Origin of the sequence: Streptomyces sp. NPDC060027 (genome assembly GCF_042737005.1) — a bacterium.
Lineage (GTDB): Bacteria > Actinomycetota > Actinomycetes > Streptomycetales > Streptomycetaceae > Streptomyces.
Map to the genome: position 1 here is coordinate 68,367 of NZ_JBHWVI010000007.1, position 25,703 is coordinate 94,069.

Annotated in this window: 20 protein-coding genes and 1 pseudogene; 11 read left to right on the top strand and 10 right to left on the bottom strand. The window is 72.0% G+C overall.

Going from position 1 to position 25,703, the window contains the following annotated elements; genetic code table 11:
* Window positions 1-16: 16 nt before the first annotated feature.
* Window positions 17-454, bottom strand: coding sequence for a MarR family winged helix-turn-helix transcriptional regulator (locus ACFWBT_RS03535; protein WP_385695334.1), 438 nt, complete (start codon window positions 452-454; stop codon window positions 17-19).
* 143 nt (window positions 455-597) lie between these two features.
* Between ACFWBT_RS03535 and ACFWBT_RS03540 the strand changes: the two genes are divergently transcribed.
* A complete protein-coding gene (locus ACFWBT_RS03540; protein WP_261701844.1) occupies window positions 598-780 on the top strand; it encodes a BrnA antitoxin family protein in 183 nt (60 codons plus the stop codon).
* A gap of 22 nt (window positions 781-802) precedes the next feature.
* On the opposite strand, the gene ACFWBT_RS03545 is transcribed toward ACFWBT_RS03540, so the two are convergent.
* The gene (locus ACFWBT_RS03545) at window positions 803-2,254 is read right to left on the bottom strand and encodes an NCS2 family permease (RefSeq protein ID WP_385695336.1); all 1,452 of its coding nucleotides are present in this window, start codon (window positions 2,252-2,254) and stop codon (window positions 803-805) included.
* Window positions 2,255-2,493: 239 nt separating this feature from the next.
* Between ACFWBT_RS03545 and ACFWBT_RS03550 the strand changes: the two genes are divergently transcribed.
* Together ACFWBT_RS03550 and ACFWBT_RS03555 are read left to right on the top strand one after the other, a co-directional pair.
* Window positions 2,494-2,769 (top strand): DUF2530 domain-containing protein, encoded by a 276-nt coding sequence (locus ACFWBT_RS03550; RefSeq protein WP_385695339.1) that lies wholly within the window; start codon window positions 2,494-2,496, stop codon window positions 2,767-2,769.
* Window positions 2,770-2,919: 150 nt separating this feature from the next.
* Window positions 2,920-5,319: a cation-translocating P-type ATPase gene (locus ACFWBT_RS03555; protein ID WP_385695342.1), complete on the top strand. Its 2,400-nt coding sequence runs from the start codon at window positions 2,920-2,922 to the stop codon at window positions 5,317-5,319.
* Between the two features lie 15 nt (window positions 5,320-5,334).
* Here the strand turns inward: ACFWBT_RS03555 and ACFWBT_RS03560 are convergent, their stop codons facing one another.
* From ACFWBT_RS03560 to ACFWBT_RS03570, 3 genes are all read right to left on the bottom strand, one after another.
* Window positions 5,335-6,117 (bottom strand): calcium-binding protein, encoded by a 783-nt coding sequence (locus tag ACFWBT_RS03560; RefSeq protein ID WP_385695344.1) that lies wholly within the window; start codon window positions 6,115-6,117, stop codon window positions 5,335-5,337.
* A gap of 233 nt (window positions 6,118-6,350) precedes the next feature.
* Entirely contained in the window at window positions 6,351-9,515 is a 3,165-nt protein-coding gene (locus ACFWBT_RS03565) for a sacsin N-terminal ATP-binding-like domain-containing protein (protein WP_385695346.1), read from the bottom strand.
* 608 nt (window positions 9,516-10,123) lie between these two features.
* On the bottom strand, window positions 10,124-11,050 hold the full coding sequence (locus ACFWBT_RS03570; protein WP_266759955.1) for a DUF3027 domain-containing protein: 927 nt from the start codon (window positions 11,048-11,050) through the stop codon (window positions 10,124-10,126).
* A gap of 456 nt (window positions 11,051-11,506) precedes the next feature.
* Between ACFWBT_RS03570 and ACFWBT_RS03575 the strand changes: the two genes are divergently transcribed.
* From ACFWBT_RS03575 to ACFWBT_RS03590, 4 genes are all read left to right on the top strand, one after another.
* Window positions 11,507-12,931, top strand: a complete 1,425-nt coding sequence (locus ACFWBT_RS03575) for an MFS transporter (RefSeq protein ID WP_385695347.1) — start codon at window positions 11,507-11,509, stop codon at window positions 12,929-12,931.
* Window positions 12,932-13,006: 75 nt separating this feature from the next.
* Window positions 13,007-13,504, top strand: a complete 498-nt coding sequence (locus ACFWBT_RS03580; RefSeq protein ID WP_385695349.1) for a DUF2771 domain-containing protein — start codon at window positions 13,007-13,009, stop codon at window positions 13,502-13,504.
* Between the two features lie 26 nt (window positions 13,505-13,530).
* Entirely contained in the window at window positions 13,531-14,229 is a 699-nt protein-coding gene (locus ACFWBT_RS03585; protein ID WP_385695352.1) for a futalosine hydrolase, read from the top strand.
* Complete coding sequence (locus tag ACFWBT_RS03590; RefSeq protein WP_385695354.1) at window positions 14,213-15,076, top strand: 1,4-dihydroxy-6-naphthoate synthase; 864 nt, start codon at window positions 14,213-14,215, stop codon at window positions 15,074-15,076. The genes ACFWBT_RS03585 and ACFWBT_RS03590 overlap by 17 nt, the downstream gene beginning before the upstream one ends.
* A gap of 61 nt (window positions 15,077-15,137) precedes the next feature.
* Here ACFWBT_RS03590 and ACFWBT_RS03595 read toward each other — a convergent pair whose 3' ends face one another.
* Complete coding sequence (locus ACFWBT_RS03595; RefSeq protein WP_351537385.1) at window positions 15,138-15,521, bottom strand: cold-shock protein; 384 nt, start codon at window positions 15,519-15,521, stop codon at window positions 15,138-15,140.
* Window positions 15,522-15,716: 195 nt separating this feature from the next.
* Between ACFWBT_RS03595 and ACFWBT_RS03600 the strand changes: the two genes are divergently transcribed.
* Window positions 15,717-15,968: a hypothetical protein gene (locus ACFWBT_RS03600; protein WP_266759965.1), complete on the top strand. Its 252-nt coding sequence runs from the start codon at window positions 15,717-15,719 to the stop codon at window positions 15,966-15,968.
* A 42-nt stretch (window positions 15,969-16,010) separates the two neighbouring features.
* Here ACFWBT_RS03600 and ACFWBT_RS03605 read toward each other — a convergent pair whose 3' ends face one another.
* Both ACFWBT_RS03605 and ACFWBT_RS03610 read right to left on the bottom strand, forming a co-directional pair.
* Complete coding sequence (locus ACFWBT_RS03605; RefSeq protein WP_385695357.1) at window positions 16,011-16,631, bottom strand: HAD family hydrolase; 621 nt, start codon at window positions 16,629-16,631, stop codon at window positions 16,011-16,013.
* A 43-nt stretch (window positions 16,632-16,674) separates the two neighbouring features.
* On the bottom strand, window positions 16,675-17,685 hold the full coding sequence (locus tag ACFWBT_RS03610) for an HAAS signaling domain-containing protein (RefSeq protein WP_385695360.1): 1,011 nt from the start codon (window positions 17,683-17,685) through the stop codon (window positions 16,675-16,677).
* A gap of 196 nt (window positions 17,686-17,881) precedes the next feature.
* Between ACFWBT_RS03610 and ACFWBT_RS03615 the strand changes: the two genes are divergently transcribed.
* Window positions 17,882-20,425 carry a helicase-associated domain-containing protein gene (locus ACFWBT_RS03615; RefSeq protein WP_385695363.1) on the top strand — a complete coding sequence of 848 codons (2,544 nt, stop codon included), beginning with the start codon at window positions 17,882-17,884 and terminating at the stop codon, window positions 20,423-20,425.
* Between the two features lie 104 nt (window positions 20,426-20,529).
* Here ACFWBT_RS03615 and ACFWBT_RS03620 read toward each other — a convergent pair.
* Window positions 20,530-20,937: pseudogene (locus tag ACFWBT_RS03620) on the bottom strand (zinc ribbon domain-containing protein); the annotation flags it as partial.
* A 71-nt stretch (window positions 20,938-21,008) separates the two neighbouring features.
* On the opposite strand from ACFWBT_RS03620, the gene ACFWBT_RS03625 reads away from it, so the two are divergent.
* Window positions 21,009-22,655 carry a DNA repair helicase XPB gene (locus ACFWBT_RS03625; RefSeq protein WP_266759973.1) on the top strand — a complete coding sequence of 549 codons (1,647 nt, stop codon included), beginning with the start codon at window positions 21,009-21,011 and terminating at the stop codon, window positions 22,653-22,655.
* A 386-nt stretch (window positions 22,656-23,041) separates the two neighbouring features.
* Here the strand turns inward: ACFWBT_RS03625 and ACFWBT_RS03630 are convergent, their stop codons facing one another.
* Window positions 23,042-23,236, bottom strand: coding sequence for a hypothetical protein (locus tag ACFWBT_RS03630; RefSeq protein WP_385695367.1), 195 nt, complete (start codon window positions 23,234-23,236; stop codon window positions 23,042-23,044).
* A gap of 378 nt (window positions 23,237-23,614) precedes the next feature.
* On the opposite strand from ACFWBT_RS03630, the gene ACFWBT_RS03635 reads away from it, so the two are divergent.
* Window positions 23,615-25,684, top strand: coding sequence for a HelD family protein (locus tag ACFWBT_RS03635; RefSeq protein WP_385695370.1), 2,070 nt, complete (start codon window positions 23,615-23,617; stop codon window positions 25,682-25,684).
* The last annotated feature ends 19 nt before the right edge of the window (window positions 25,685-25,703 follow it).

The window sequence follows — 25,703 nt, forward strand, 5'->3', positions numbered from 1 at the left end:
TGAGGGCCGCCGGTGATCAGATGTGGGCGAGCTTCTCCAGAACGGGGGCGGCTTCGCGGAGCTTGGCCCATTCGTCCTCGTCGAGGGCCTCGACCAGTCCGGCCAGGAACGCGTTCCGCTTGCGGCGGCTCTCTTCGAGCATGGCCTCCGCCTTGTCGGTCTGCGTCACGACCTTCTGGCGCCGGTCCTCGGGGTGCGGCTCCAGCCTGACGAGACCCTTGGCTTCGAGCAGCGCGACGATGCGGGTCATCGACGGCGGCTGCACGTGTTCCTTGCGGGCGAGCTCGCCGGGCGTGGCGGTGCCGCAACGGGCGAGGGTGCCGAGCACCGACATCTCGGTGGGGCTCAGCGACTCGTCGACCCTCTGGTGCTTGAGTCGACGCGACAACCGCATCACTGCGGAGCGCAAGGCGTTCACGGCGGCCTCGTCGTCGCCATGGGTGAGGTCAGGCATGTTCTTTAGCGTAACTCATTACTCTCGCTAAAGACCAACGGGGTGCCCGCGAAGCGAGCAACTGAACCCCGGGATCACTCATATGAGTGAGATCGCTCCGGAAAGTGACCCGGATCCGGCCGGAAAGCGGCGACCCTCGCTCCATGGGGACCAGCGTGCTCAGCCTGCGGATGGACGGGGAGCTGCTCGACCGGCTCCGACAACATGCCGCCAAACGCGGAATGAGCGTCCAGGACTATGTGGTCCGGACGCTCATTCGCGACGACTTCGACGAGCGGTTCCAGACCGCGGTCGAGGAGACGGAGAAGTTCTACGGGGTCACGTGAGACTCCGTACGGCTGCCGCCGCTCAGGTCAGACCGAGGGCCGGCATCAGGTAGTAGAACGTGAACACCGCCGACACCACGTACATGGCGACCGGGATGTCACGGCCGCGGCCCGCCGCCAGGCGCAGCACGACGAAGGTGATGAAGCCCATCCCGATGCCGTTCGTGATCGAGTAGGTGAACGGCATCATCATCATGGTCACGAAGGCGGGGATGGCGATCGTGTAGTCCGCCCAGTCGATCTCCTTGATCGAGTGGGACATGATCAGGAAGCCGACCGCGATCAGTGCGGGGGTGGCGGCCTGGGACGGGACCATCGTGGCGACGGGGGTCAGGAAGAGGGCCACGGCGAAGAGCGCGCCGGTGACCACGTTCGCGAAGCCCGTGCGGGCGCCCTCACCGACACCGGCCGTGGACTCCACGAAGCACGTGGTGGCCGAGGAGGAGGTGGCGCCGCCCGCGGCGACGGCGATGCCGTCGACGAAGAGGACCTTGTTGATGCCGGGCATGTTGCCCTGCGCGTCCGTCAGCTTGGCCTCGTCGCTGATGCCCATGATCGTGCCCATCGCGTCGAAGAAGCACGACAGCAGCACGGTGAAGACGAAGAGGATGCCGGTCAGCACGCCGACCTTGCCGAAGCCGCCGAAGAGGCTGACCTGGCCGACGAGCCCGAAGTCCGGGCTGGCGACCGGGTTGCCGGGCCACTTCGGGGTGGTCAGACCCCAGGACGGGATGGTGGTGACGGCGTTGATGATCACCGCGACGACCGTCATGGTGACGATCGAGATGAGGATCGCGCCGGGCACCTTGCGCACGATCAGCGCGAGGGTGAGCAGGGTGCCGAGGATGAAGACCAGGACGGGCCAGCCGGTGAGGTGACCGTCGGTGCCGAGCTGGAGCGGGACGGTCGTCTGGGCGACGTCCGGGATGCGCGTGACGAAGCCGGAGTCGACCAGGCCGATCAGCATGATGAACAGGCCGATGCCGATGGCGATGCCCTTGCGCAGGCCCAGCGGCACCGCGTTCATGACGCGCTCACGCAGTCCGGTGGCGACCAGGAGCATCACGATGAAGCCCGCGAGGACCACCATGCCCATGGCGTCCGGCCAGGACATCCGGGGCGCGAGCTGGAGGGCGACGACCGTGTTCACGCCGAGGCCCGCCGCCAGCGCGATCGGCACATTGCCGATGACGCCCATGAGGAGCGTGGTGAAGGCCGCCGTCAGCGCGGTCGCTGTGACCAGCTGCCCGTTGTCCAGGTGGTGCCCGTACATGTCCTTCGCGCTGCCCAGGATGATCGGGTTCAGCACGATGATGTACGCCATCGCGAAGAAGGTGGCGAAACCGCCGCGGATCTCGCGCGGGAGGCTGGAGCCCCGCTCGGAGATCTTGAAGTAGCGGTCGAGGGCGCTCTGCGCGGGCCGGGACTCCGGCTCCTGCGGGGCGGGGGCCTTGGTGGCGGCCGAGGTGGACATGCGGGTCCTCAAACGTGCAGGGGGACGGTGAACATGATCGAGTCTGGTCAGCGGTCGATCACCAACAGGTTTCCCCCTGATCGCTGTTGGTGATTCATACGAACACAACTGGCCAGACTCGGACGGTTTCAGTATGAACATATGAGTCGGAAATCGCTATCTCCGCGCGTAGACCCTTGCCGCGCAAGGGGAGCGAGGGCGCGAGCGATACCGGGCGCCGACCCTCGTAAGCTGTGCACATGGCGAAGTGGACCCCCAAGCACGAGGCGCCGGAGCCCCTGGAGGGCCCCGTCGTCGCCACCATCACGGGCGGCACGATCCTCTGGTTCGTCCTCTTCCTGGTGCAGCTGCCGTTCTACGGCTGGTTCGACGACCACGGACACCTGTGGTGGCTCTGGGCCTGCCTGGCCGGCGCCGGTCTCGGACTGATCGGCATCTGGTACGTCCGCAAGCGCGACGCCGCGATCAAGCGCGCCCAGGCCGCCGGCCCCTCTCCGGCCCCCGCGACGGAGTAACGGGGCTCCCCCCAGGGTCTTTCCCCGAGGCTCCCCCAGGGCTTCCCCCTACACCCACGGCAGCATTCCCCGCCGCCCCCGTCCTTCCCAGGTCGGATCTTTGGCGCACTCGGCGGGTGAAGCCGCATATCCGCACGTACCGTCGTTTGCATGACCCACATCGACGCGGGCGCCGAACTCGATCCCGTGCACCCCGTGCCCATACCCGCCGCCCGGCGGTCGGAGGGGCTGTCCGCCGCCGAGGTGGCCGAGCGGGTCGCGCGCGGTGAGGTGAACGACGTCCCGGTGCGCAGCAGCCGCTCCGTGGGCGAGATCGTCCGGGCGAACGTCTTCACCCGGTTCAACGCGATCATCGGGGTGCTCTGGCTGATCATGCTGTTCGTGGCGCCGTTCCAGGACAGCCTGTTCGGTTACGTGATCATCGCCAACACCGGGATCGGCATCATCCAGGAGTGGCGGGCCAAGAAGACCCTGGACTCGCTCGCGGTGATCGGCGAGGCGAAACCGACCGTACGCAGGGACGGCGTCGCCGCCGAGGTCAGTACGTCGGAGATCGTGCTCGGGGATCTCATCGAGATCGGCCCGGGCGACAAGGTCGTGGTCGACGGCACCTGCGCGGAGGCCGACGGGCTGGAGATCGACGAGTCGCTGCTCACCGGCGAGGCCGATCCGGTCGTCAAGCATGCCGGCGACCCGGTGATGTCGGGCAGCTTCGTGGTCGCGGGCTCCGGCGCCTTCACGGCGACGAAGGTGGGACGGGAGGCGTACGCGGCACAACTGGCGGAGGAGGCGTCACGGTTCACACTGGTCCACTCCGAGCTGCGCAGCGGTATCTCCACCATCCTCAAGTACGTGACGTGGATGATGATCCCGACCGCGATCGGCCTGGTCATCAGCCAGCTCGTCGTCAAGCAGCACGGCTTCAAGGACTCCGTCGCGCGGACCGTCGGCGGGATCGTGCCGATGGTTCCCGAGGGGCTGGTCCTGCTCACCTCCGTCGCCTTCGCGATCGGCGTCATCCGGCTTGGCCGAAAACAGTGCCTCGTGCAGGAACTCCCCGCCATCGAGGGCCTCGCCCGGATCGACACCGTCTGCCTCGACAAGACCGGCACTCTCACCGAGGGCGGCATGGACGTCACCGAGCTTCGGCCGCTGCGGGGCAGCGACGAGTCGTACCTGCGCAAGGTCCTCGGCGCGCTCGGCGAGTCCGATCCACGGCCGAACGCCTCCCTCCAGGCGATCATCTCCGCGTACCCGGACAGCGAGGAGTGGCGCTGCACCCAGGCGCTGCCCTTCTCCTCCGCCCGCAAATACAGCGGGGCCGGCTTCAGCGAGGGCAACGGCGAGTCGAGCACCTGGCTGCTCGGCGCCCCCGACGTGCTGCTGCCCGCCGACGACGCGGCGCTCGCCGAGACCGAACGGCTGAACGAGGCGGGGCTGCGGGTGCTGCTGCTCGCGCGGACCACCAAGGATCTCGACGACCCCGGGGTCGCGGAAGCGGCGCGGCCCGCGGCGCTGGTCGTCCTGGAGCAGCGGCTGCGGCCCGACGCGGCCGACACCCTGCGCTACTTCGCCGACCAGGACGTCAAGGCCAAGGTCATCTCCGGCGACAACGCGGTGTCGGTGGGCGCGGTCGCCGGCAAGCTCGGGCTCACCGGTGAGGTCGTGGACGCCCGCCGGCTGCCGGACGAGCGGGAGGAGATGGCGAAGTCCCTGGAGAAGGGCACCGTCTTCGGGCGGGTCACCCCGCAGCAGAAGCGGGACATGGTCGCCGCCCTGCAGTCGCGCGGGCACACGGTGGCGATGACCGGCGACGGCGTGAACGACGTCCTCGCCCTGAAGGACGCCGACATCGGCGTGAGCATGGGTTCGGGGTCCGAGGCGACCCGCGCGGTGGCCCAGATCGTGCTGCTCAACAACAGCTTCTCGACGCTGCCCTCGGTGGTCGGGGAGGGCCGCCGGGTCATCGGGAACATCACCCGGGTCGCGACGCTCTTCCTGGTGAAGACGGTCTACTCGGTGCTGCTGGCCATTCTGGTGGTGTGCTGGCAGGTCGAATACCCCTTCCTGCCGCGCCACCTGACCCTGCTCTCCACCCTGACGATCGGTGTCCCGGCGTTCTTCCTCGCCCTCGCCCCCAACAAGGAGCGCGCCCAGCCCCACTTCGTGCGGCGGGTGATGCGGTATTCGATCCCGGGCGGGGTCGTCGCGGGGGTGGCCACCTTCGTGACGTATCTGATCGCGCGTCACTACTACACGGGGGAAGGTTCGCTGGACGCGGAGACGAGCGCCGCGACGCTGACGCTCTTCCTGATCTCGATGTGGGTGCTGGCGATCATTGCCCGGCCGTACACCTGGTGGCGGATCTGCCTCGTCGCCACGATGGGCGGGGCGTTCGTGCTGGTGCTCGTCGTGCCGCAGCTGCAGCACTTCTTCGCGCTGAAGCTGGTCGGCGCGACGATGCCGTGGATCGCGGTGCTGATCTCGGTGGTGGCGGCGGCCGTCCTGGAACTCCTGTGGAGGTGGGTCGACCGCCGCGTTCCCGCGTAGGGGCTACTTCAAGGATTACTGCACGTCGACGTAGTCACCCGTGGCCTTGACGGCCGGAGTGGTCGAGGTGCCCGCGAAGCTGTAGCGGAAGTAACCGTCGACGGTGGCCGTCGTGGTGGTCTTCAGGTTGCCGGCGCTGTCCGTCTTCACCGTCTTGAGGCTGCCGGTGTAGGTGGCGGTGGTCTTCTTGCGGAACTGCAGCTGCACCGGCTGGACGGTGTAGCCCGCGTACTTGCGGGTGTCCCAGTTGGCGCGCGTCAGCGTGCCGGTGACCGTGATGGTCTTGCCCTTCTTCACCGGCTCCGGCGAGGCGTTGACCGTCAGCTTCGACAGGCGCTGGACCTGGAAGCTCTTGGCGTTGTCCTTCTGCGTGTAGTCGGCGTCCTTGCCTGTGGCGATCGCCCAGACCTTCCAGCCGCCGGCCACCGAGTTGATCAGGTTGGAGCCCGGCTCCAGGTCGAAGGTCGACTTGCAGGTCGACGTCGTGGCGCTGACCACGGTGCAGGTGGCACGGCCGTCGCTGCCGTTGGCGACGGCACCGCTGTCGGACGAGTCGATGTTCGTGCCGTGGTAGAGGATCGCCTGCGCCCAGTTGACGCCCGAGGCGTCCTTGACGGTGAAGCTGACCGTGATGGTCTTCTTGGCGGTCGCGCCGACGACGACCGCCTTGCCGCCGTTCACCACGACGTTCGAGATCGTGGTGTCTCCGTGGACCTCATCGGCCTGCGCAGCAGGCACGGCGAGAGCGGAGAGGGCCAGGGCGCCGGTGACAACGCCGAGGGTGGCACGCATGCGCATGTATTCCCCAGGTCGAGAAGGGGCCCCAGACGCTCCTCGTCTCACGACTCGCGGTCACGTACGGGGCCAAATGATCGTGAAGTCTGTTGACTCCGGTGCTCAGATCCGTGACGGGAGCGAATGGTTGTACGAGTGAGAAAACCTTGATGCATATATGACCAAGGTCACAGCGCGGACCCGCCCAAGGGGTCGTACACCCTCGGCGTGTACGACCCCGGTGCTCGGTCCCGGCCTCAGTCGAACCAGCGGTCCCGGGCCAGTTCATCGGTGCGGGACGGGTCCTCCAGCAGGGCGGCGACCTCGAAGCGGCGCGGCCACTGGCCCGCCGACCAGGCGAGTCCGGCGGCGACCCCCTCCAGCGTGGCGGCGTGCAGCACCCCGTCCCGGGTGCGGCGCCAGTCGAGTTCGGTGCCGTCGACCACGAGCTCCTCGTGCTCGACGTACGTGGCGGGGGTCGCGGGGCCCAGCAGGACCCGTACGGACTCCGGTACGTCGTGCTCGGCGCCCTCGGAGGTCACCTCGCCGGTGACGGACTCGCTCAGCCGCCGCACCTGGAACAGCTCGGCGAGCTCGGCGGCCCGCGCCGGCGGCACCGGCAGCAGCGGCACCCCGTCGGTGAAGGCCAGCAGATCCGGCGAGTCCACGACCACCGCGTCGGCGGCGTCCACCACCCGCACCTCGCCGTCCACGACGGCCCGCAGCTCGTCCGGCAGCGTCACCTGCTCCGGGTCGAGGTCGGCCAACGCCCCGTAGAGAGCGTGCAGTTGGGAGCCGGAGACCTCACGGTCCGGGTCGGCGAGCCGGTCGAGCAGCTCGGCGGCACCGCCCGGCTCGGCGAGCAGGGCGGCCACCGACGTACGGACGCCGAGCGCCCGCAGCACCTGTTCGTCGTCGAAGCCGGTCGCGTCGGCCTCGTCGTAGAGGCCGCGCAGCAGCGGATCGCCGCCGGCGGCCCGCAGACCGGCCGGGCGGCGCCCGTCGAGCACCGGATGCCCGCGCAGCCACCAGGCCGTGTACGGCCGGACGATCTCGTGCGTACCGTCCGGCAGCAGAACGCGCACCTGCTGGGTGATCGCGTCCCGCAGCGGCGGCTGGGCGAGCAGGGCGAGCGCCTGCGGCCACCGGTCGTCGTCCACCAGGTCCAGATCCCGTACGGCGACGATCTCGGTCGCGACGGGCGGCACCGGCGAGTCGGGCAGCCGGTCCAGGACGTCCTCGCACCACACGTCCACCGCGTCCAGCAGGCCCGCGTCGTCGGGTTCGGCGAAGTCCGCGTCGCGCGGCTCCAGTTCGTCCGGATCGAGGACGACGTCGGTGGCCCGCACCAGGGCGAAGCCCGCGAGCACTCCACAGGCGGCGAGCGGCTGCTCGCCCCAGCGGTCGGCCAGCTCGGAGTCGACGAAGGCGAGTTCGTCCTCGCGCATGACCTGGGCGAACGGGCTGCCGGGCAGCACGAGTTCACCGGCGGGCACGAGCTCCCCCTCGTCGTCCGGCAGCGCGAGGGCGCCGAGCCAGGGCTCGTCGCCGGGTTCGAGGGCCGCGTCACGGACCAGCGCGAGGACGGTGTCCGCCAGCTCCTCCGCGTCCGGGGTGTCCTCGTCCCACGCTCCGCCCTCGTCGTCGAGCGAGGCGGCGACGGCGGCCCGCACCTGCGGGGTGGTGAGCACCGCGCGGGGCGTGGCCGGGAGGGCGCCCAGCTTCTCCAGGAGCGGGTGGGCGGCGTCCGGGTGCGCGACCTTGAGGCCGAGGCGGGCGAGCGTGTCGGGGGCCACCGGCGATGCGTCGGCGGTGGGCAGCAGGATCTGGCGGGGCCCGATCGTCGTACGGCCGTCGGCCAGCGGCACCGGCAGTCCGGACAGCCGGTCCGGGTCGACCCCGGCGAGGCTCTCGTACAGGCGGTGCCACCAGTCCGGGTCCTTCTCCAGACCGGCCAGCCGGTCCACGGCCTCGGTGAGCGGGACCCGGGCCACGCCCAGCGTGCGCAGTTCCACGCGCCGTTCCAGCCCGGCGGGCAGCAGGCTGGGCAGCACCTCGGCGAGCACCCGGACGGTCTCGGCGCCCGCGCCCTCCACCACCTCGGCGTCGCGTGGCCGCAGGGCGGTGGGGTTCTCCGCGGGGCTGCTCTCGGGCCAGTCGGCGGGGGTGTCGTCGGCGGCCGGGGCCCGGTCGGGCGGGGCGGCGGGCGGCAGGAACGCGGTGCGCGGCAGCCGGTCCAGGATCGCCTGGCGCAGGGCGCCGTCCAACTCGCCCTTGCCGAGCGGGCCGGGCACCAGGTCGATGATTCCGGTGTCCACCGGCCGCCAGGCGGCGAGGAGTTCGGCGTAGGCGTCCGCCGCGCGCTCCACCAGGAAGTCGGTGAGCGGGCCGGGGGACGCGTGGCGCCGGGTGGTGTCGAGCGGGAGGGAGGCGATGAGGAGCGCCGGTACCCCGAGGGCTTCGTCGCTCGGTGTCGGCGCGTGCACGACGGGGCTCGTCCGCGGGCGGGCCGGGGCTCCCTCGGCGTCGACCGGGACGGCCCAGGTCACCGACCAGTGCGGGCGCAGCCGCTCCTCGACCGGGCGGTCGGCGAGCAGCGCGGGGTCGAGGGGGCCGTGGTGGGCGACGGTGCGGTAGCGGGTCGTGCCGTCGCGGGAGTCGTCGATGACGGCCCCGTGCTCGGCGCTGCCGCGGCGCAGGGTGCGGACCTCCGCGTCCCCGATCTCGACGACGACTTCCTCCAGGCCGGGAAGGGCCAGCAGGAGGGCGTCGTCGATGTTCCGCAGGAGACGCTCGGCGAGGTCCTCGGCGGCGGTGTCGCGCAGCGGCAGGATCACGGCGGTGTCGTACGGGTCCGGGGCGGTGCCCTCGGCCGCGAACGGCAGCCGCAGCAGCGGGACATGGCCGTCCCGGCGGCGGATCTCGTCACCGAGGCCGGGGCTGTTCCCGGCGGTGCCGGCGGCCAGGTCGCGCGCCTCGGCGAGCGCCCAGCGGACGCCGCCCTGCCGCCCGACGACGGCGGGCTCGTCCGTGACGGCGAGGACCGCGGCGAAACCGACGCCGAAGCGGCCCACGGCCGTGTCGTGCGCGTCCCGCTTCGCGGAGGCGCGGAGGGTGGCGAGCGACTCGACGCCGGCCGCGTCGAGGGGGGCGCCGGTGTTGGCCGCCACCAGGACGCCGTCGCGGAGGGTGAGGCGCAGGCGGCCGGGGGTGCCCGCGCGGGCGGACGCGTCGGCGGCGTTCTGGGCGAGCTCCACGACGAGCCGGTCGCGGTACCCGCCCAGGACGAGGTCCTCCTCGGCGTTGGCGTCCTCGCGGAACCGGGCCGGGCTGGTCGCCCAGGCGTCCAGCACGCCGCGGCGCAGGCGCGCCGTACCGAACGGGTCCGCGCCCTCGGCAGCCGGCCGCACGAACTTACTCACGGGTTCACTCTCCCTCTCGCCTGGCGCGACCGCGAATGCAGCGCCGGGTCGCGGCATGAAGGTACCGCGCGCTCTCTCTTGCTTCCGCCGGGGCGGGTGCGGGGGCCTCGGCGGTTCTCGGGTGCGGGTGCGTGGTGGGTCGGGGCCGTGCCGGTACATCCCAGTCCGTCGCCGCTGGATCAGACGTGGGCTATCTGTGCGAACTGTCACTCGATCCGAACGTAAGCGACGGACATTCGGGATGTACCGGCACGGCCCCTCCCGTGCGATGTCCGCTGCGGGTGCAAGATTCAGCCCCTCCGGCGTTTGAGGAGCGGGGTCCGGGGCGGAGCCCCAGGGGTGGGAAGGGTAGGGGCGGAGGGGGCGAAAGAAGGTTGGGGGGCAGGCACCCGTGCCGGGAGGTGGCGGGGACACCGGTGTTCCCGGCCTCCGGGGGGACAGGGGGCGGGGGGACGGGAACGTGATGCTCCGGCCCCGGGGGATTTACCGGAACGCCTGGTGTCCGGGCAGGGGTGGCGGGACCGCCAGGTATCCGGCCCCGGGGATGGTGCGAACGCCGGGTGTCCGGGTGCCCCGGGGGGGGAGAGTGTCCCCCCCCCGGTGGGGCGTTAGGAGTGGCCCAGTTCTGCCGTGGAGTCGTCGGACGTCGCGGGTACCGAGCCCGAGTCGGGGGACGGACGCAGCGGGAACGGGTCCACCTGGGTCTCGTCGATCACCGGAGCCGGCGGCCGCGGAGGCTTCGGCATGACCGCAGCCTCGGAGTGCCCACCACACCCGTACGCCAGAGACACCACACGCCCGTCGGCCGGCGAGAACTCATTCGCACAGACACCGAACGCCTGTCCGAGCGAGCCCCCGATACGGTTCAGGAAGCCACAGCTGACGCACGACGCGGGCGCGGCCTGCGCCATCGCCGTCTTGGGCCCGTACGACTCCTCCCAGCGGTCGGCCGCGACGTGCAGCCCGTACCGGGAGAGCACCCGGGCCCGCCGCAGCCCCAGTTCCTCGGCCACGGCCGCGATCGAGCCCCGGCGCGGAGCCATCGGCAGGTTCGCGGGTGTCCCCGCGGTCACCTCCGCGTCCTCCGCCTCCACCAGCTCGAACATGTCCTCCGAGACCGCGGAGTTCGGCGCGGGCTCGTCCTCGCCGGAGTAGCCCGGCTCCAGCCGGAGATCCTCGGCGTCCGTGGGCAGCAGGTCCCCGGGGCCCATGTCACCGGGGCGGAGCCGCTCGCTCCACGGCACCCACTCCGGGGCCAGCAGCGCGTCGGTGCCGGGCAGCAGCACCGTCTCGTCGAGGGTGACGATCTTCGCCCGGGAGGCGCGGGCCACGGTCGACGCCCAGCGCCAGCCGCGGTATCCCGGTTCCTTGCACTCGAAGAAGTGCGTGACAACGCGGTCTCCCTCGGAGACCAGCCCGAGATGCTCGCCGACGACGCCGGGATGGGCGGCTTCCTCGGCGGCCGCGCGGGCGAGGTCGACGGCCTCGGCGCACAGGCGGTCAGGGGTGCGGCTTCGCGTTGTCGCTGCGCTCACAGGTATCGCTTCTCTCCTACGCCGTCTCACGGGTGCGCCATTCCTCCGGCGGGGGTGCGGACGGAGCGGACCGGTGGGCCGCGTCGACGTCCGCGCCCGATCGCACTCGGGCGCACCTACGCCATCCATTCTGCGGGATGGCCGAGAGGCGCGCGGCCGAGAACAATCGCCGCATGCGCGTTACGCACGCTACCTTCTCCTGGCCCCTGGGCCCACACCGGCGGGCGTCTTCGGCGCTCCGCGCCGGGATCTTTGCCGCTCCACGGCGCCATCCCGGACGCTCAGCACCGAAAGTCTCCCACGCACCCCACCTGTCTCGCCCCGCCGGAAAGTGATCCGCATACGACCGGCCCGGCGCCCCTGATCGCCTCCGTCTGCCCCCCACTCGGCCCTCACTCGGCCCTCATACGCGCGGTAACCGCACTACGCACCCCGAAGTCGGGGCACTATGACGGAGTGGCATCCGCGAGGTCGCCCCAGGGAGCAACCGGTATCGGTGGCGCCAAAGGGAGCAACGGGAACGGCGGATCGGGCCGGGTGACCGGGTCCGTCCGCGCGGTGGGGCGTGCCCTGCACTTCCCGGTGACACGGACGGCGCGCGGTATCCGCAAGGCGACGCACGCGCACGGGGCGGGCGAGTCGGGCCTCGGGAAACTGATCGAACTGCACGCGGTGAACGGCGCGGGCGACGTCATGATCACGGTGGCGCTCGCGTCCACCGTCTTCTTCTCCGTGCCGACCGACGAGGCCCGCGGCCGGGTCGCCCTCTACCTGGGCATCACGATGGCGCCCTTCGCGCTCCTCGCCCCCGTGATCGGCCCGCTGCTGGACCGTCTGCCGCACGGACGGCGGGCCGCGATGGCGGGCTCGATGCTCGCCCGGGCGATGCTCGCGCTGATGCTGTCGGGCGCGGTCGTCACCGGCACCTTCGAGCTGTATCCCGCCGCGCTCGGCGTGCTCGTCGCGTCGAAGGCGTACGGCGTGGTGCGCAGCGCCGTCGTGCCCCGGCTCCTGCCACCGACGTTCTCCCTGGTCAAAGCCAATTCCCGGGTCACTCTGGGCGGGCTCCTCGCCACCGGTGTGGCCGGACCGATCGCCGCCCTGCTCCAGTCGCTGGGAGCGCGCTATCCGCTCTACGGCGCCTTCGTGATCTTCATCGCGGGCACGTTCCTGTCGTTCTCGCTGCCGCCCAAGGTGGACTCCGCCAAGGGCGAGGACAAGGCGCTGCTCGCCGCCGACGCGGAGCATCTGCACGGCCCTCGCGTGAAGAAGGCCCCGCGTCCCGGACTGCGGACCGTGGGAACGGCCGTCACCCACGCGCTCGGCGCCAATGCCTCGCTGCGCTGCCTGTCCGGCTTCCTGATCTTCTTCCTCGCCTTCCTGCTGCGCCAGCAGCCGCTCAGCGGCAAGAGCGCGGCGGTCTCGCTCGGCCTGGTGGTCGTCTCGGCGGGCGTGGGCAACGCGCTCGGCACGGCCGTCGGAGCCTGGCTGAAACAGCGCGCTCCGGAGATCATCATCGTGACGGTGGTGGCGTTCGTGCTGGCCGTCGCGATCGCGGCGGCGATCTTCTTCGGCACCCTGTTCGTGGCGTGTCTCGCCGCGGTCGCCGGGTTCGCGCAGGCCCTCGCCAAGCTGTCCCTGGACGCCCTGATCCAGCGCGACGTCCCCGAACTCGTCCGGAGTTCGGCCTTCGCCCGCTCCGAGACACTGCTCCAGATGGCCTGGGTCCTCGGTGGAGCCATCGGCATCGCGATGCCGCTCAACGGCTCGCTCGGCCTCTCCGTGGCCGCCGGGATCGTCGCCGTGGGGTGGCTGACGACCGTGCGGGGACTGCTCTCCGTGGCGCGCCGCGGCGGATCGGCCCGGCAGCGGGCCTCCTGAGCCGCGCGGGGGCCACGCACGGCACGCCGCACCCCACGTGGGGGCTCGGGTGGGCGTGCCCGATAGCCTTCGGCCATGACCTCCCTGCCCCGCGGCAGAGCCGCTAATGGACAACGCGCTGCGCGCCGCCGCCGCGCCGCCGCCACCGTCGGCGCCGTTTCCGCCGGACTCCTCGTCCTGTCCGCCTGCGACAAGCCGACGCCGCTCGCCACCATCACGGTCGGCGACAACTCGGTGAGCTCCGAGACCGACTGCTACAACGACGGCGACGCGGTGAAGCCCGCGGACCTGGCGAAGTGCCTGAAGGACAAGGACATCAAGTCCATCAAGGTCGACCCCGACGAGACCGTCCGGTTCGGTGTGGACCCGGACATCGCGGACAAGGGCTGGACGATCCTGATGAACGGTCAGCCGCTGACCGACGCCAGCACGAAGACGTACCGGACGATTCCCGGCAGTGTCTTCTTCAACGAGCAGTACGGGGCCACGGGCAACTCGACGCTCGTCTCCATCAAGGAGGGCGACAAGACCGTGTCCGGTCTGTGGACCTTCAAGCTCAAGAAGGACGCCTGATCGCTGCCGCCGGGCCGAGGGTGCTCGTGGCCACCGCCGTCCCCGCCGAGCGGGACGCGGTGGCCGGGGTGTCGTCCGGCACGGGGCATGAGATACGGCTTCCGGGGGCGACGCTCCACCGGGTCGGTGGGCACGATCTGCTCGCCGCCGGTGTCGGCCCCGCCCTCGCCGCCGCCTCGGTCTCCTCCGCGCTGACCGCCGCGGCCCTCGATGGCGCGCCCTACGGCCTCGTCGTCTGCGCGGGTGTCGCCGGCGGCTTCCAGCCCGACGCGCCCGTGGGATCGCTCGTGATCGCCGACGACATCGTCGCGGCGGATCTGGGCGCGGAGGCGCCGGAGGGGTTCCTCCCGGTCACCGAACTCGGCTTCGGAACCGTCAGCCACCGGCCACCGGAATCACTCGTACGAGAGGCCGCGGCCGTCACGGGTGGACGCGTCGGAACGGTGCTCACCGTGTCGACCGTGACCGGCAGCGCCGCCCGCGCCGCCGAACTGCGGGCCCGGCATCCACGGGCGCTCGCCGAGGCGATGGAGGGGTTCGGGGTCGCCGAGGCGGCCGGCGCGCACGGGGTGCCGGTGCTGGAGATCCGCGCGGTGTCCAATGCCGTCGGCCCGCGTGACCGCGCCGCGTGGCGCATCGGGGACGCTCTCGCCGCACTCACCGAGGCTTTCGGGAAGCTGACGCCCCTCCTGGAGAGTTGGAACCGACATGACCGTACGCACTGAACCCGCCGAAGACCTGCGGATCGCCTACTCCCCCTGCCCGAACGACACCTTCGTCTTCGACGCCTGGGCGCACGGCCGGATCCCGGGAGCGCCCGCGCTCGACGTGACGTTCGCGGACATCGACATCACCAACGGCATGGCCGAGCGCGGCGAACTCGACGCGCTGAAGGTGTCGTACGCCGTGCTGCCGTACGTCCTGGACACCTACGCGCTGCTGCCGTGCGGCGGGGCGCTGGGGCGGGGCTGCGGGCCGCTGGTGCTGACGCGGGAGGCGGGTGCCGACCTGAAGGGCCGCACCGTCGCCGTGCCCAGCGAGAAGTCGACGGCGTATCTGCTGTTCCGGCTGTGGGCCGCGGAGACGGTGCCCGGCGGGGTCGGCGAGATCGTGGTCATGCCGTTCCACGAGATCATGCCGGCGGTGCGGGACGGGAAGGTCGACGCGGGGCTCGTCATCCACGAGGCGCGTTTCACCTACCAGAACTACGGGCTGCACAAACTCGCCGACATGGGCGAGCACTGGGAGCGGACCACCGGGCTGCCGATCCCGCTGGGCGCGATCATCGCCAGGCGGTCGCTGGGAGCGGAGCGGCTCCAGGCGCTCGCCGACGCCACCCGCGCCTCGGTCCGCGCCGCCTGGGACGACCCGGAGGCGTCCCGCGCCTACGTCCTGGAACACGCCCAGGAGATGGACCCGAAGGTCGCGGACCAGCACATCGGCCTGTACGTCAACGAGTTCACGGCCGATCTGGGCGAGGACGGTTACGCGGCGATCCGCGGACTGCTCACGCGCGCTGCGGCCGAGGGGCTGGTGCCGCCCCTCGGGCCGAACGCTCTCGCCTTCCCCTGATCTCTCCCCAGGACCCTTCCGGATTCTCCTCGGAGAGCGGCCGCAGGGCGCTGGGCGCGGGTCATACGTCGAGCTGGTCGGCGACCGCGCGCAGCAGGCCCGCGATCTTGTGGCCGGAGGCCTTGTCGGGGTAGCGGCCCTTCTCCAGCATCGGTGTGATGTTCTCCAGCAGGGTCGTCAGGTCCTGGACGATGGAGGCCAGTTCGTCCGGCTTGCGGCGCTGGGCCGCCGCGACCGAGGGGGTCGGGTCCAGGATGGTCACCGAGAGCGCCTGGTCACCGCGCTGACCGGCGACGACGCCGAACTCGACGCGCTGGCCGGGCTTGAGGGCGTCGACTCCGGCGGGCAGGACCGAGGAATGGACGAAGACGTCGCCGCCGTCGTCGCGGGAGAGAAAGCCGAAGCCCTTCTCAGTGTTGAACCACTTGACTTTGCCGGTGGGCACGTCTGTCCTCGTCCTCGTACTCGTCGGAAACTGCTCTGGAAACCGCGCGGGTGGTTGCAGCGGCAACTGCCCGTGAACGCCTCTGGATAGCACGACAGCGGGTCACCGACCCGCCGGTACCAAGGCTAATGGTCCGTCGGCTGGTGACAAGACGTCGCTGGATTGTTCCTTCGCGCAGGGAACTACCCTGGTCGGGTGCGTGACAAAACCCAAGCGAATTCTCTCGAAGCCGGTGACCGGCTGATCCGTGCCGGTGCCATAGTCTTCTTCATCGGCGCGTTGGCCACACTGGTCACCGTGGCACCGCTGTTGCTCGGCACGAATCCTTTTCCGACGTACATGTTCGGCTTGAGCATGCTCATGGGCGTCGGATTCCTGCTGGCCGCCGCGGGCGTGTTCCGTTCGGCCGCGGAAGGCCGCCGCCGGGCCCGTGCCGCCCGTACCTGACGGCGGCCGTGCCGGCGGTCCCGTGGTGGCGCCGCCGCCCGTCTAGCGGTAGTTCTCCAGCCAGGCCGGGAACTCCGTGAGGTCGCCGAGGACGACGTCCGCGCCCGCCGCGCGGAGTTCCTCGGCGTCGCACGGCCCGGTCGCCACGGCCACGGAGTACGCCCGCGCCGTGCGCGCGCCGCGTACGTCGCCGGTGTGGTCGCCGACGTACACGCTCGCGCCGTGCTGGCGCAGCGCCACCGCCTTCTGCTCGGCCCACAGGTTGCCGACGAGTTCGTCCGCGCCTATCCCCAGGTGGTCCAGGTGCAGCCGGGCGTTGGGCTCCCACTTCGCGGTGACGACGACCGTGCGCCCGCCCGCCGCCCGCACCGCCTCGACGGCCTCGCGCGCGCCGGGCATCGCGAGCGTGCCGGTGATGGCGTGCGCGGGGTACATCTCGCGGTAGAGGTCGGCCATGGCCGCGATCTCCCCGGCCGGGAACCAGTTGGCGAGCTCGTCCTCCAGCGGCGGGCCGAGCCGCGTGACCACGAGATCCGAGTCGATGTACGTCCCGGTCCGCGCCGAGATCGCCTCGTAGCAGGCGTGGATCCCGGGGCGGGAGTCGATCAGGGTCATGTCGAGGTCGAAGCCGACGGTCAGCGCGGGGGACGTCATATCGACCATTGTGCCCGGGCCGCCGGGGAACCGGTCCAGGCCTTTTCGGCGGTCAGGTGCGGCGCTGGGAGCGCCAGACCAGGTACAGGGCCGAGGCGACGGCCGCGCCGCGGACGATCCAGGGCCAGGTCTCGGTCATCGCCTCGTTCATCCGGCCCTCGGCGACGGGGGTGCCCCAGCGGCCGGTCGTGCGGCCCCAGATCCAGACGATGCCGGCCGTGGCGGACAGTCCCGGCAGGACGAGGACGGCCCACTTCGACTCGGCGGGGGTCAGCCGGCGCGAGCCGTAGGCGATCAGCCAGCCGAGGCCGAGCGCGAACCAGTTGCCGAGCAGGGCGCCGGCGACGAGGAGGGCGGCGGCGATCAGGAGCAGGGGGTTGGTGTAGCCGCCGAGGCGCGGGAAGCGGCGGCGCGCGACGGCGCCCTCGGCGTCCGGTTCGTCCTCGGGGCCCGGTGCCGCCGCCTTCTCCTTGGCCGGTTTCGGCTCCCCCTCGCCTTCTTCGGCCCCTCGGTCCCTCTCGCCCGGGGGCGGCTTGAGCAGGTCGGGGATCTCCACGCCGCCGACGAACCCCGGCACGCTGTCGCCGAGCCCGAAGGGGCTGTTGTCCACGCGCCACCAGTCCGGCCGGCCCACGCTGTCGCCCAGTTCGTGCGCGCTCGCCAGGTGGGGCGGGGACGGGTCGTCGGCCCCGGCGCTCTCGGCGGGGCGCGCTTCCGCGGGACGCGGGCGGGGGACGACGCGGCGCAGCCCCTTGGGGCGCTCCTCCGGTTCGGCGGCGGCGCGCTGGGTGGGCACGGCGGTCCGGCTCCGCGTACCGGGCCCGGGCCCTTCGGTGCCCTGTCCGGCCGCCGCGACGATCTCGTCGGGGGTGCCCAGGCGGTCGAGGATGCGGCGGACGGCGGCGGGGCTGTCGGGGGTGCCCTTCGCCCTGCGGCGGTCGATCTCGCCCCGCAGTTCCGAGACCAGGCGCATCCGGGTCGCCGACGGCAACTGCCGCTGCTGGGCCAGGTCGCCGACCCGGCTCAGATAGTCGAAGACCAGCTGGTCGCTCTCGATGCCCACGAAGTCCCCTCCGGGGCCGGTGCGTTGGATACCCCGCGGTGACGAAGGTACCGGTTTTTCCGTGCGCGGGAGCGCCCCGCCCAGGGCTCGGGCAGCCGTACGACGCTCCCCTCTCCGCCGGAACCGCGCGGCCGGTGGACGGTCCACGGGCCGGGGACCGGGCCCCGGGGGCCCGCCACCCGCTACCGTTGACAGGATGAGCCCCGAGACGACCGCTCAGCGGTCCCTGGCGGAATCCCTCCGCGCGCGGGACGACGCCTCGCTGTCCACCCTTCTGCGGTCCCGTCCGGACCTGATCACGCCCGTCCCCACGGATCTCACCCAGCTGGCCACCCGGGCGGGCACCCGTGCCTCGGTGGTCCGTGCCCTGGAGCGCCTGGACCGTTTCGCGCTCCAGACGGCGGAGGCGCTGGCGGTGGCGCCGGAACCGGCGACGTACGACGAACTGCTCGGGCTGCTCGCGGGCGACGACGGCGACCCCACGGTCACGGCGGCCTACCCGCACGCTCTCGGGACGCTCCGCGAGCAGGCCCTCGTCTGGGGCGGCGACGACCGCCTCCGGCTGGTGCGGACGGCACGCGAACTGCTCGCGCCGTCGCCGCAGCACCCGTCCCCGACGGGGCTCGGGCCGACGGTCGGTGAGTCCACGGCGGGCATGTCCCCGGGGCGCATCCAGGAGATCGTGGCCGCGGCGGGGCTGCCGAGCACCCATGACTCCGTGTCGGCGGTGGCGTCGCTGAGTGCCCTGTTCAGCGACCGGCCCCGGATGTCGGCGCTGCTGGACGAAGCGCCCGCCGAGGCGGTGGAGGTGCTCTCACGGCTGGTGTGGGGGCCGCCGTACGGGCAGGTGACGGCCGAACCGGCGGCGCATCTGCGCTGGCTGATCGGACGGGGGCTGCTGCTGCCGACGGGGCCCGGCACGGTCGTCCTGCCCCGGGAGGTCGCCCTGCATATGCGCGCGGGCCGTGCGCACCGGGTGACGGAGCCGGTGGCGCCCGCGGTCGAGGCCGCGACGACGCACCGTCCACAGGTTGTGGACGCCGCCGCGGCGGGCCAGGCGTACACGACGCTGGCGACCGTCGAGGAACTGATGAAGGACTGGCACGAGGGCGGTCCGGCGGTGCTGCGCGCGGGCGGGCTCAGCGTGCGCGACCTGAAGCGGACGGCGGTGGCGCTCGACGTCTCCGAGCCCGTCGCCGCGTTCTGGGTGGAACTCGCCCACGCGGCGGGCCTGGTGGCGTCGGACGGCGAGGCGGAGGAGCGGTACGCGGCGACCCCGGCCTACGACGAGTGGCTGGAGCTGCCCGCCGCCGAGCGCTGGACACGGCTCGCCTCGGCGTGGCTCGCGGCGACCCGCACGGCGGGGCTGGTCGGCGGACGGGACACGAAGGACCGCACGCTGTCGGCGCTCGGCCCCGGACTCGACCGCTCCGCGGCGCCCGAGGTCCGCCACCGCGTCCTCACCCTCCTCGCCGCGCTCCCCGAGGGCGCCACGCCCGCCGCGGACTCCGTCCTGGCCCGGCTGTACTGGGAACGCCCGCAGCGCGGCGCCCGGCCCTCTCCGGAGGACCTGCGCGCCCGGCTGGCCCGGTGGACGCTGTCCGAGGCGGAGCTGCTCGGGGTCACCGGCCGGGGCGCGCTGTCCGCGCAGGGCCGGGCCCTGCTGGGTCTGCCGGAGGCGGCGGGCGCCAAGGGGGCGGAGCCCTCGGGTCCCGGCGACAAGCTCCCCGCCCACAAGCGGCACCACCCGGTGACCGCCCCGGCGCCGCACTCCCCCGCCGAGCGGGCCGCCGCGGCGGCCCGGGCCGCCCGGCTCCTCGCCCCGCTGCTCCCCGAACCGCTCGACCACGTCCTGCTCCAGGCGGACCTGACGGCGGTCGCGCCCGGCCCCCTGAAGCGCCCCCTGGCCGACACCCTCGGTGTGCTCGCGGACGTCGAGTCCAAGGGCGGGGCGACCGTCTACCGGTTCACCCCGGGCTCGGTGCGCCGGGCGCTCGACGCGGGCCGTTCGGCGTCCGACCTGCACGCCTTCCTCACCGCCCACTCCCGTACGCCGATCCCGCAGCCGCTCACCTATCTGATCGACGACGTGGCGCGCCGGCACGGCCATCTGCGGATCGGGGCGGCGTCGGCGTACGTCCGCTGCGACGACGACGCGGTGCTCAGCGAGATCCTCGCCGACAAGCGCTCGCAGGGGCTCGGGCTCCGGCGGCTCGCGCCCACGGTGCTGGCCGCACAGGCCGACCCGGCGGCCCTTCTCGCGGGCCTCCGGTCGATGGGCTTCGCACCCGCCGCCGAGTCCGCGGAGGGTGACGTCCTGATCACCAGGGCGCACGCCCACCGCACCCCGCCGCGCACCGCACCGGAGCCCGTCCCGGAGGGGCCGCCGGTCCCGGACGCCACCCTTCTCGGCGCCGCGATCCGCGCCATCCGGGCCGGTGACCTCGCCTCGACCACCCCGCGCAAGGCGGACCCGGCGGGCGACCGCCCCGGCAACGGCGAGCTGCCCCGCACCAGCTCCGCCGAGACCCTGGCCACCATGCAGGCCGCCGTCATGACCGGTGAGGCGGTGTGGATCGGCTACGTCAACGCCGAGGGCGCCGCCAGCCAGCGCGTCATCGCCCCCATCCGGGTCGAGGGCGGCTTCGTCACGGCGTACGACCACACGGCGGACGAGGTCCGGACCTATCCGCTGCACCGGGTCACGGGGGTCGCGGAGCTGGCGGACGACCAGCCGTGATCACCCGCCGGTAGGGCACACTGGAGGTTTGGCCGAGCATCCGCGCCGGATGCCGCGCCACGACACGCAGAAAGGGACGGGTTTGACTCCTCCCCCTGAAGGAGGGGGATTCCTGGCTCACGTCGGCTGCGGACCGGCGGTCCGTCAGCTCTTGCACGATCAGCACCAGCCGGGTTGAGACCAGCCCGGACAAGCATCACGCGGGCGGAGTTCTTGTCCCTGGAGGACACGGCTCCGCACGCGGTGCATGCGTAGGTTCGTTCCGAAAGAGGCAGCGCGTGCTTCGTTCTCGCTCCGCACTGTGCACAGTCCATCGTGGTGTGCGCGGGGTTGACGAGGTGCAGTTCACGGCCGTGCTTGCGGGCCATGTGGATCAGTGCCTGTTTGGTCGCACCGATCGCAGCGTCGGCGGCCTTGCGGGCCATCGTGGTCCTGGCGAGGAACCTCGGGCGGAAGTCCTCGACCGCAAGGCAGTCATGATCACGCACGACGCGCTTGGCCCACTTGCGGTTTCCCCTGTCCTGCTCCGCAGGAGTCCAATCCCTCCCCGGCTTGAAGGCCGGGGCACCCTCGGAGGAACCCTGTGAACGGACCCCTCATCGTCCAGTCCGACAAGACGCTCCTGCTCGAAGTCGATCACGAGCGGGCCGACGCCTGCCGTCGCGTCATCGCCCCCTTCGCCGAGCTGGAGCGGGCGCCCGAGCACATCCACACCTACCGGATCACGCCGCTCGGCCTGTGGAACGCGCGCGCCGCCGGACACGACGCCGAACAGGTCGTGGACGCGCTCGTCGAGTTCAGCCGCTATCCGGTCCCGCACGCGCTGCTCGTGGACATCGCCGAGACGATGGACCGCTACGGACGCCTCACCCTGAGCAAGCACCCGGCCCACGGACTCGTCCTCACCACCACCGACCGGCCCGTCCTCGAGGAGGTGCTGCGCTCCAAGCGCGTCGCGCCGCTCGTCGGCAACCGGATCGACCCCGACACCGTGGCCGTGCACCCCTCCGAGCGCGGCCAGATCAAGCAGACCCTGCTGAAGCTCGGCTGGCCGGCCGAGGACCTCGCCGGTTACGTCGACGGCGAGGCGCACGCCATCGACCTCGTGGAGGACGGCTGGGCGCTGCGGCCCTACCAGAAGCAGGCCGTGGAGAACTTCTGGCACGGCGGGTCCGGTGTGGTCGTGCTCCCCTGCGGAGCGGGCAAGACACTCGTCGGGGCCGGTGCCATGGCGCAGGCCAAAGCGACCACCCTCATCCTCGTCACCAACACCGTCTCCGCCCGGCAGTGGAAGCACGAGCTGGTGAAGCGGACCTCGCTGACCGAGGACGAGATCGGTGAGTACAGCGGCACGCGCAAGGAGATCCGCCCGGTCACCATCGCCACCTATCAGGTGCTGACGACCAGGCGGAAGGGCGTCTACCCGCACCTGGAGCTCTTCGACTCCCGCGACTGGGGCCTCATCCTGTACGACGAGGTCCATCTGCTGCCCGCTCCCGTCTTCAAGTTCACCGCCGACCTCCAGGCGCGGCGCCGGCTGGGGCTGACGGCCACGCTCGTGCGGGAGGACGGGCGCGAGTCGGACGTCTTCTCGCTCATCGGGCCCAAGCGGTTCGACGCGCCCTGGAAGGAGATCGAGGCGCAGGGTTACATCGCGCCCGCCGACTGTGTCGAGGTGCGGGTGAACCTCACGGACTCCGAGCGGCTCGCGTACGCCACCGCCGAGACCGAGGAGAAGTACCGCTTCTGCGCCACGACCGCGACCAAGCGGAAGGTGACCGAGGCACTGGTCCGGAAGTTCGCGGGTCAGCAGATCCTGGTGATCGGCCAGTACATCGACCAGCTCGACGAGCTGGGCGAGCACCTGAACGCGCCCGTCATCAAGGGCGAGACCAGCAATGCCCAGCGGGAGAAGCTGTTCGGCGCCTTCCGGGAGGGCGAGATCAGTGTGCTCGTCGTGTCCAAGGTCGCCAACTTCTCCATCGACCTGCCGGAGGCCACGGTGGCCATCCAGGTCTCGGGCACCTTCGGCTCGCGCCAGGAGGAGGCCCAGCGCCTGGGCCGCGTCCTGCGCCCGAAGGCCGACGGCCACCAGGCCCACTTCTACTCGGTGGTCGCCCGCGACACCATCGACCAGGACTTCGCCGCCCACCGCCAGCGCTTCCTGGCGGAGCAGGGCTACGCCTACCGGATCATGGACGCGGACGAACTCCTGAGCGACAGCGAGTGAACTCCCCCGGCGAGGGTCACCAGTGAGGGTGCCGCGCGGGGCGCACAGGGCGTCGCGCGAGGCACGGGGACCGGCCGGCGGGACGGACGGCCCAGCGGGCCAGGACGGGCCTACAGCCCGGCGGGCGTACAGATCACCGCGTGAGCCGGGCGTGCGGCCCACGGCGTGAGGCGGGGGTACAGCTCACCGCGTGAGGCGGGGGTGCAGCCCACGGCGTGAAGCAGGGGTACAACCCACCGCGTGAAGCGGGCGTACAGCCCACGGCGTGAAGCAGGGGTACAACCCACCGCGTGAAGCGGGCGTACAGCCCACCGCGTGAGCCGGGTGTACAACCCACCGCGTGAGGCAGGGGTGCAGTTCAGCGGGGTGGGAAGCGGGCGTACACGTCAGTGGCGGCGTACGCCCGCTTCCTCGCCGTATTCGCCGAGCACGACGACATCGAACGCGGCCGTCGCGAAGACCTTCACGGCGCGCAGGGCGTCGCCGAGGCGGTGGCGGTGGTGGACGGAGGTGACGGCCGTCGCCCCGCGGGCGGCGGCGCCGGGATGGGCAGGGCCTGGGGTGAAAGTGGCTGCACTCATACCTCCATGGTGCGGCCCCCTTCCCCGAACGGCGTCGGTCTTCCGACCGAACCTCGGCATCCCGCGAGTCCACCTCCGGGCCCGCCCGCCCTCCACCTCGCGACGGACGCCACCCCCTAGGGACCCCGGAGCCCGCCCCTGAGACGGCGGCTCATGCCCACTGTGCGGAAACCGGCGCCGGAAAACCCATTGGCACCGGCATCCGTCCCTCGCCTAGAATCTTTCGTCTTGCCCGCCTCCCTTCACGGAGTGCCGCCGCCCGGCCGGAAACCGGACGGCACCTGGAGTCACCCGCGGATTCCGCACGGATTCCACACCGGTTCCGCAGAGATTCACCGCCTGAATCACTCCCGCAGCAGGCCCCGGAGGCAATTCCCCGTGTCCACCCTGTCCGACGATCCGTCCGGCCCCCCTTCCGCGTCAGACGACCCCCTCTCCCGCGAGCGCGCCCACCTCGCGCACTCCCGTTCGGCGCTCCGCGCGATGCGCGAGGACGCCGAGAACCTCGACATCCGCGATGTCACCGCGAACTGGGTGAACGCCGAGGTGCTGCACCGGCAGATCGGCGAGCGCATCAAGGCCCTCGCCGACCTCAGCCACACCCCGCTCTTCTTCGGACGCCTCGACTATCTGCACGCGCCGGGCGTCGACCTGGCGGAAGGCGCGAAGGGCGAGCAGTTCTACATCGGGCGGCGGCATGTGCATGACGCCGGCGGCGACCCGATGGTGATCGACTGGCGCGCGCCGGTCTCGCAGCCGTTCTACCGGGCCTCGAAGAAGGACCCGATGGATGTCGGGCTGCGCCGCCGCTTCGGCTACACCGGCGGCGACCTCACGGCCTACGAGGACGAGCACCTCTCCGACCCGGCCGAGGCCGCGGCCACCAGCAAGCTGCTCCAGCAGGAGATCGAGCGGCCGCGCGTCGGCCCGATGCGCGACATCGTGGCGACCATCCAGCCGGAACAGGACGAGATCGTCCGGTCCGGGCTGTCCGGCTCGGTCTGTGTGCAGGGAGGTCCCGGCACCGGCAAGACCGCCGTCGGCCTGCACCGGGTCGCCTATCTGCTGTACGCGCACCGCGAGCGGCTCGCCCGCACCGGCACCCTGGTCATCGGGCCGAACAGGTCCTTCCTGCACTACATCGAGCAAGTCCTGCCCGCCCTCGGCGAGTTGGAGGTCAAGCAGGCGACCGTCGACGATCTCGTCGCGCATGTCGAGGTGCGGGGCGGCGACGACGCGACCGCGGCCGTGATCAAGGGCGACGCCCGGATGGCGCAGGTGCTGCGCCGGGCCCTCCGCTCGCACGTGACCCTGCCGACCGAGCCGGTAATGGTGGTCAGGGGATCACGGCGCTGGCGCGTCCCGGCGTACGAACTCGAACAGATCGTCCGGGAGTTGCTCGACCGCGACATCCGCTACGGCGCCGCGCACCAGGCCCTTCCGCAGCGGATCGCGCATGCCGTGCTGGTCCAGATGGAGCGCTCGGGAGAGGCACCCGACGACCGGGTGCAGGACGCCGTCGCCCGCAACACCGCCGTGAAGGCCGCCGTGAAGGCGGTCTGGCCGCAGGTCGACCCCGCGAAGCTCGTGCTCCGGCTGCTGACCGACGCGGACTTCCTCGCCGCGCACGCGGAGGGGCTGCTCGACGAGGCCGAGCAGAAGGAGATCCTCTGGGCGAAGCCGGTGCGCAGCGTGAAGTCCGCCAAGTGGTCGGCCGCCGACGCCGTGCTGATCGACGAGGCCACGGACCTGGTCCAGCGCACCCACTCGCTGGGGCACGTGGTGCTCGACGAGGCGCAGGACCTGTCGCCGATGCAGTACCGCGCGGTGGGGCGGCGCTGCACGACGGGTTCGGCGACCGTGCTCGGGGATCTGGCGCAGGGGACGACCCCGTGGGCGACCCGGAGCTGGGAGGAGGCCCTTGGCCATCTGGGCAAGGGGGACGCCGTGGTGGAGGAGCTGACCGCGGGTTTCCGCGTCCCCACGGACGTCATCGCCTACGCGTCCCGGCTGCTGCCGCACATCGCGCCCGGTCTCACACCGGTCGCGTCGGTTCGGGAGAACCCGGGCTTCTTCGAGGTGCGCGCGAGCACGGCGGACGCCGATGTCCTGGGTGCGGTGGAGGAGTTGCTGGGCCAGGAGGGGTCGGTCGGGCTGATCGCCGCCGACGCCCGCATCCCGGTGCTCGCCGAGGCGCTGGCGGCGGCCGGGCGGACGTACATCGGGCCCGGCGAGGAGACGACGGCCGAGAGCCGGCTGACCCTGGTGCCGGCCTCGCTCGCCAAGGGCCTGGAGTACGACTACGTGGTCCTGGACGAGCCGCGGGCCGTCGTGGACGGCGAACCGGACGAGCGCACCGGCCTGCGCCGGCTGTACGTGGCGCTCACCCGTGCCGTGTCCGGGCTGATCGTGACGCACACGGCGCCGCTCCCGGCCGAGCTGGCCTGACCGTCGGCGGCCCCCGGCG

What these genes read in the sequence shown, in the direction of transcription:
- ACFWBT_RS03535 (WP_385695334.1), bottom strand. Translation starts at nt 454, where the DNA reads ATGCCTGACCTCACCCATGGCGACGACGAGGCCGCCGTGAACGCCTTG.
- ACFWBT_RS03540 (WP_261701844.1), top strand. Translation starts at nt 598, where the DNA reads ATGGGGACCAGCGTGCTCAGCCTGCGGATGGACGGGGAGCTGCTCGAC.
- ACFWBT_RS03545 (WP_385695336.1), bottom strand. Translation starts at nt 2,254, where the DNA reads ATGTCCACCTCGGCCGCCACCAAGGCCCCCGCCCCGCAGGAGCCGGAG.
- ACFWBT_RS03550 (WP_385695339.1), top strand. Translation starts at nt 2,494, where the DNA reads ATGGCGAAGTGGACCCCCAAGCACGAGGCGCCGGAGCCCCTGGAGGGC.
- ACFWBT_RS03555 (WP_385695342.1), top strand. Translation starts at nt 2,920, where the DNA reads ATGACCCACATCGACGCGGGCGCCGAACTCGATCCCGTGCACCCCGTG.
- ACFWBT_RS03560 (WP_385695344.1), bottom strand. Translation starts at nt 6,117, where the DNA reads ATGCGCATGCGTGCCACCCTCGGCGTTGTCACCGGCGCCCTGGCCCTC.
- ACFWBT_RS03580 (WP_385695349.1), top strand. Translation starts at nt 13,007, where the DNA reads ATGACCTCCCTGCCCCGCGGCAGAGCCGCTAATGGACAACGCGCTGCG.
- ACFWBT_RS03590 (WP_385695354.1), top strand. Translation starts at nt 14,213, where the DNA reads ATGACCGTACGCACTGAACCCGCCGAAGACCTGCGGATCGCCTACTCC.
- ACFWBT_RS03605 (WP_385695357.1), bottom strand. Translation starts at nt 16,631, where the DNA reads ATGGTCGATATGACGTCCCCCGCGCTGACCGTCGGCTTCGACCTCGAC.
- ACFWBT_RS03615 (WP_385695363.1), top strand. Translation starts at nt 17,882, where the DNA reads ATGAGCCCCGAGACGACCGCTCAGCGGTCCCTGGCGGAATCCCTCCGC.
- ACFWBT_RS03630 (WP_385695367.1), bottom strand. Translation starts at nt 23,236, where the DNA reads ATGAGTGCAGCCACTTTCACCCCAGGCCCTGCCCATCCCGGCGCCGCC.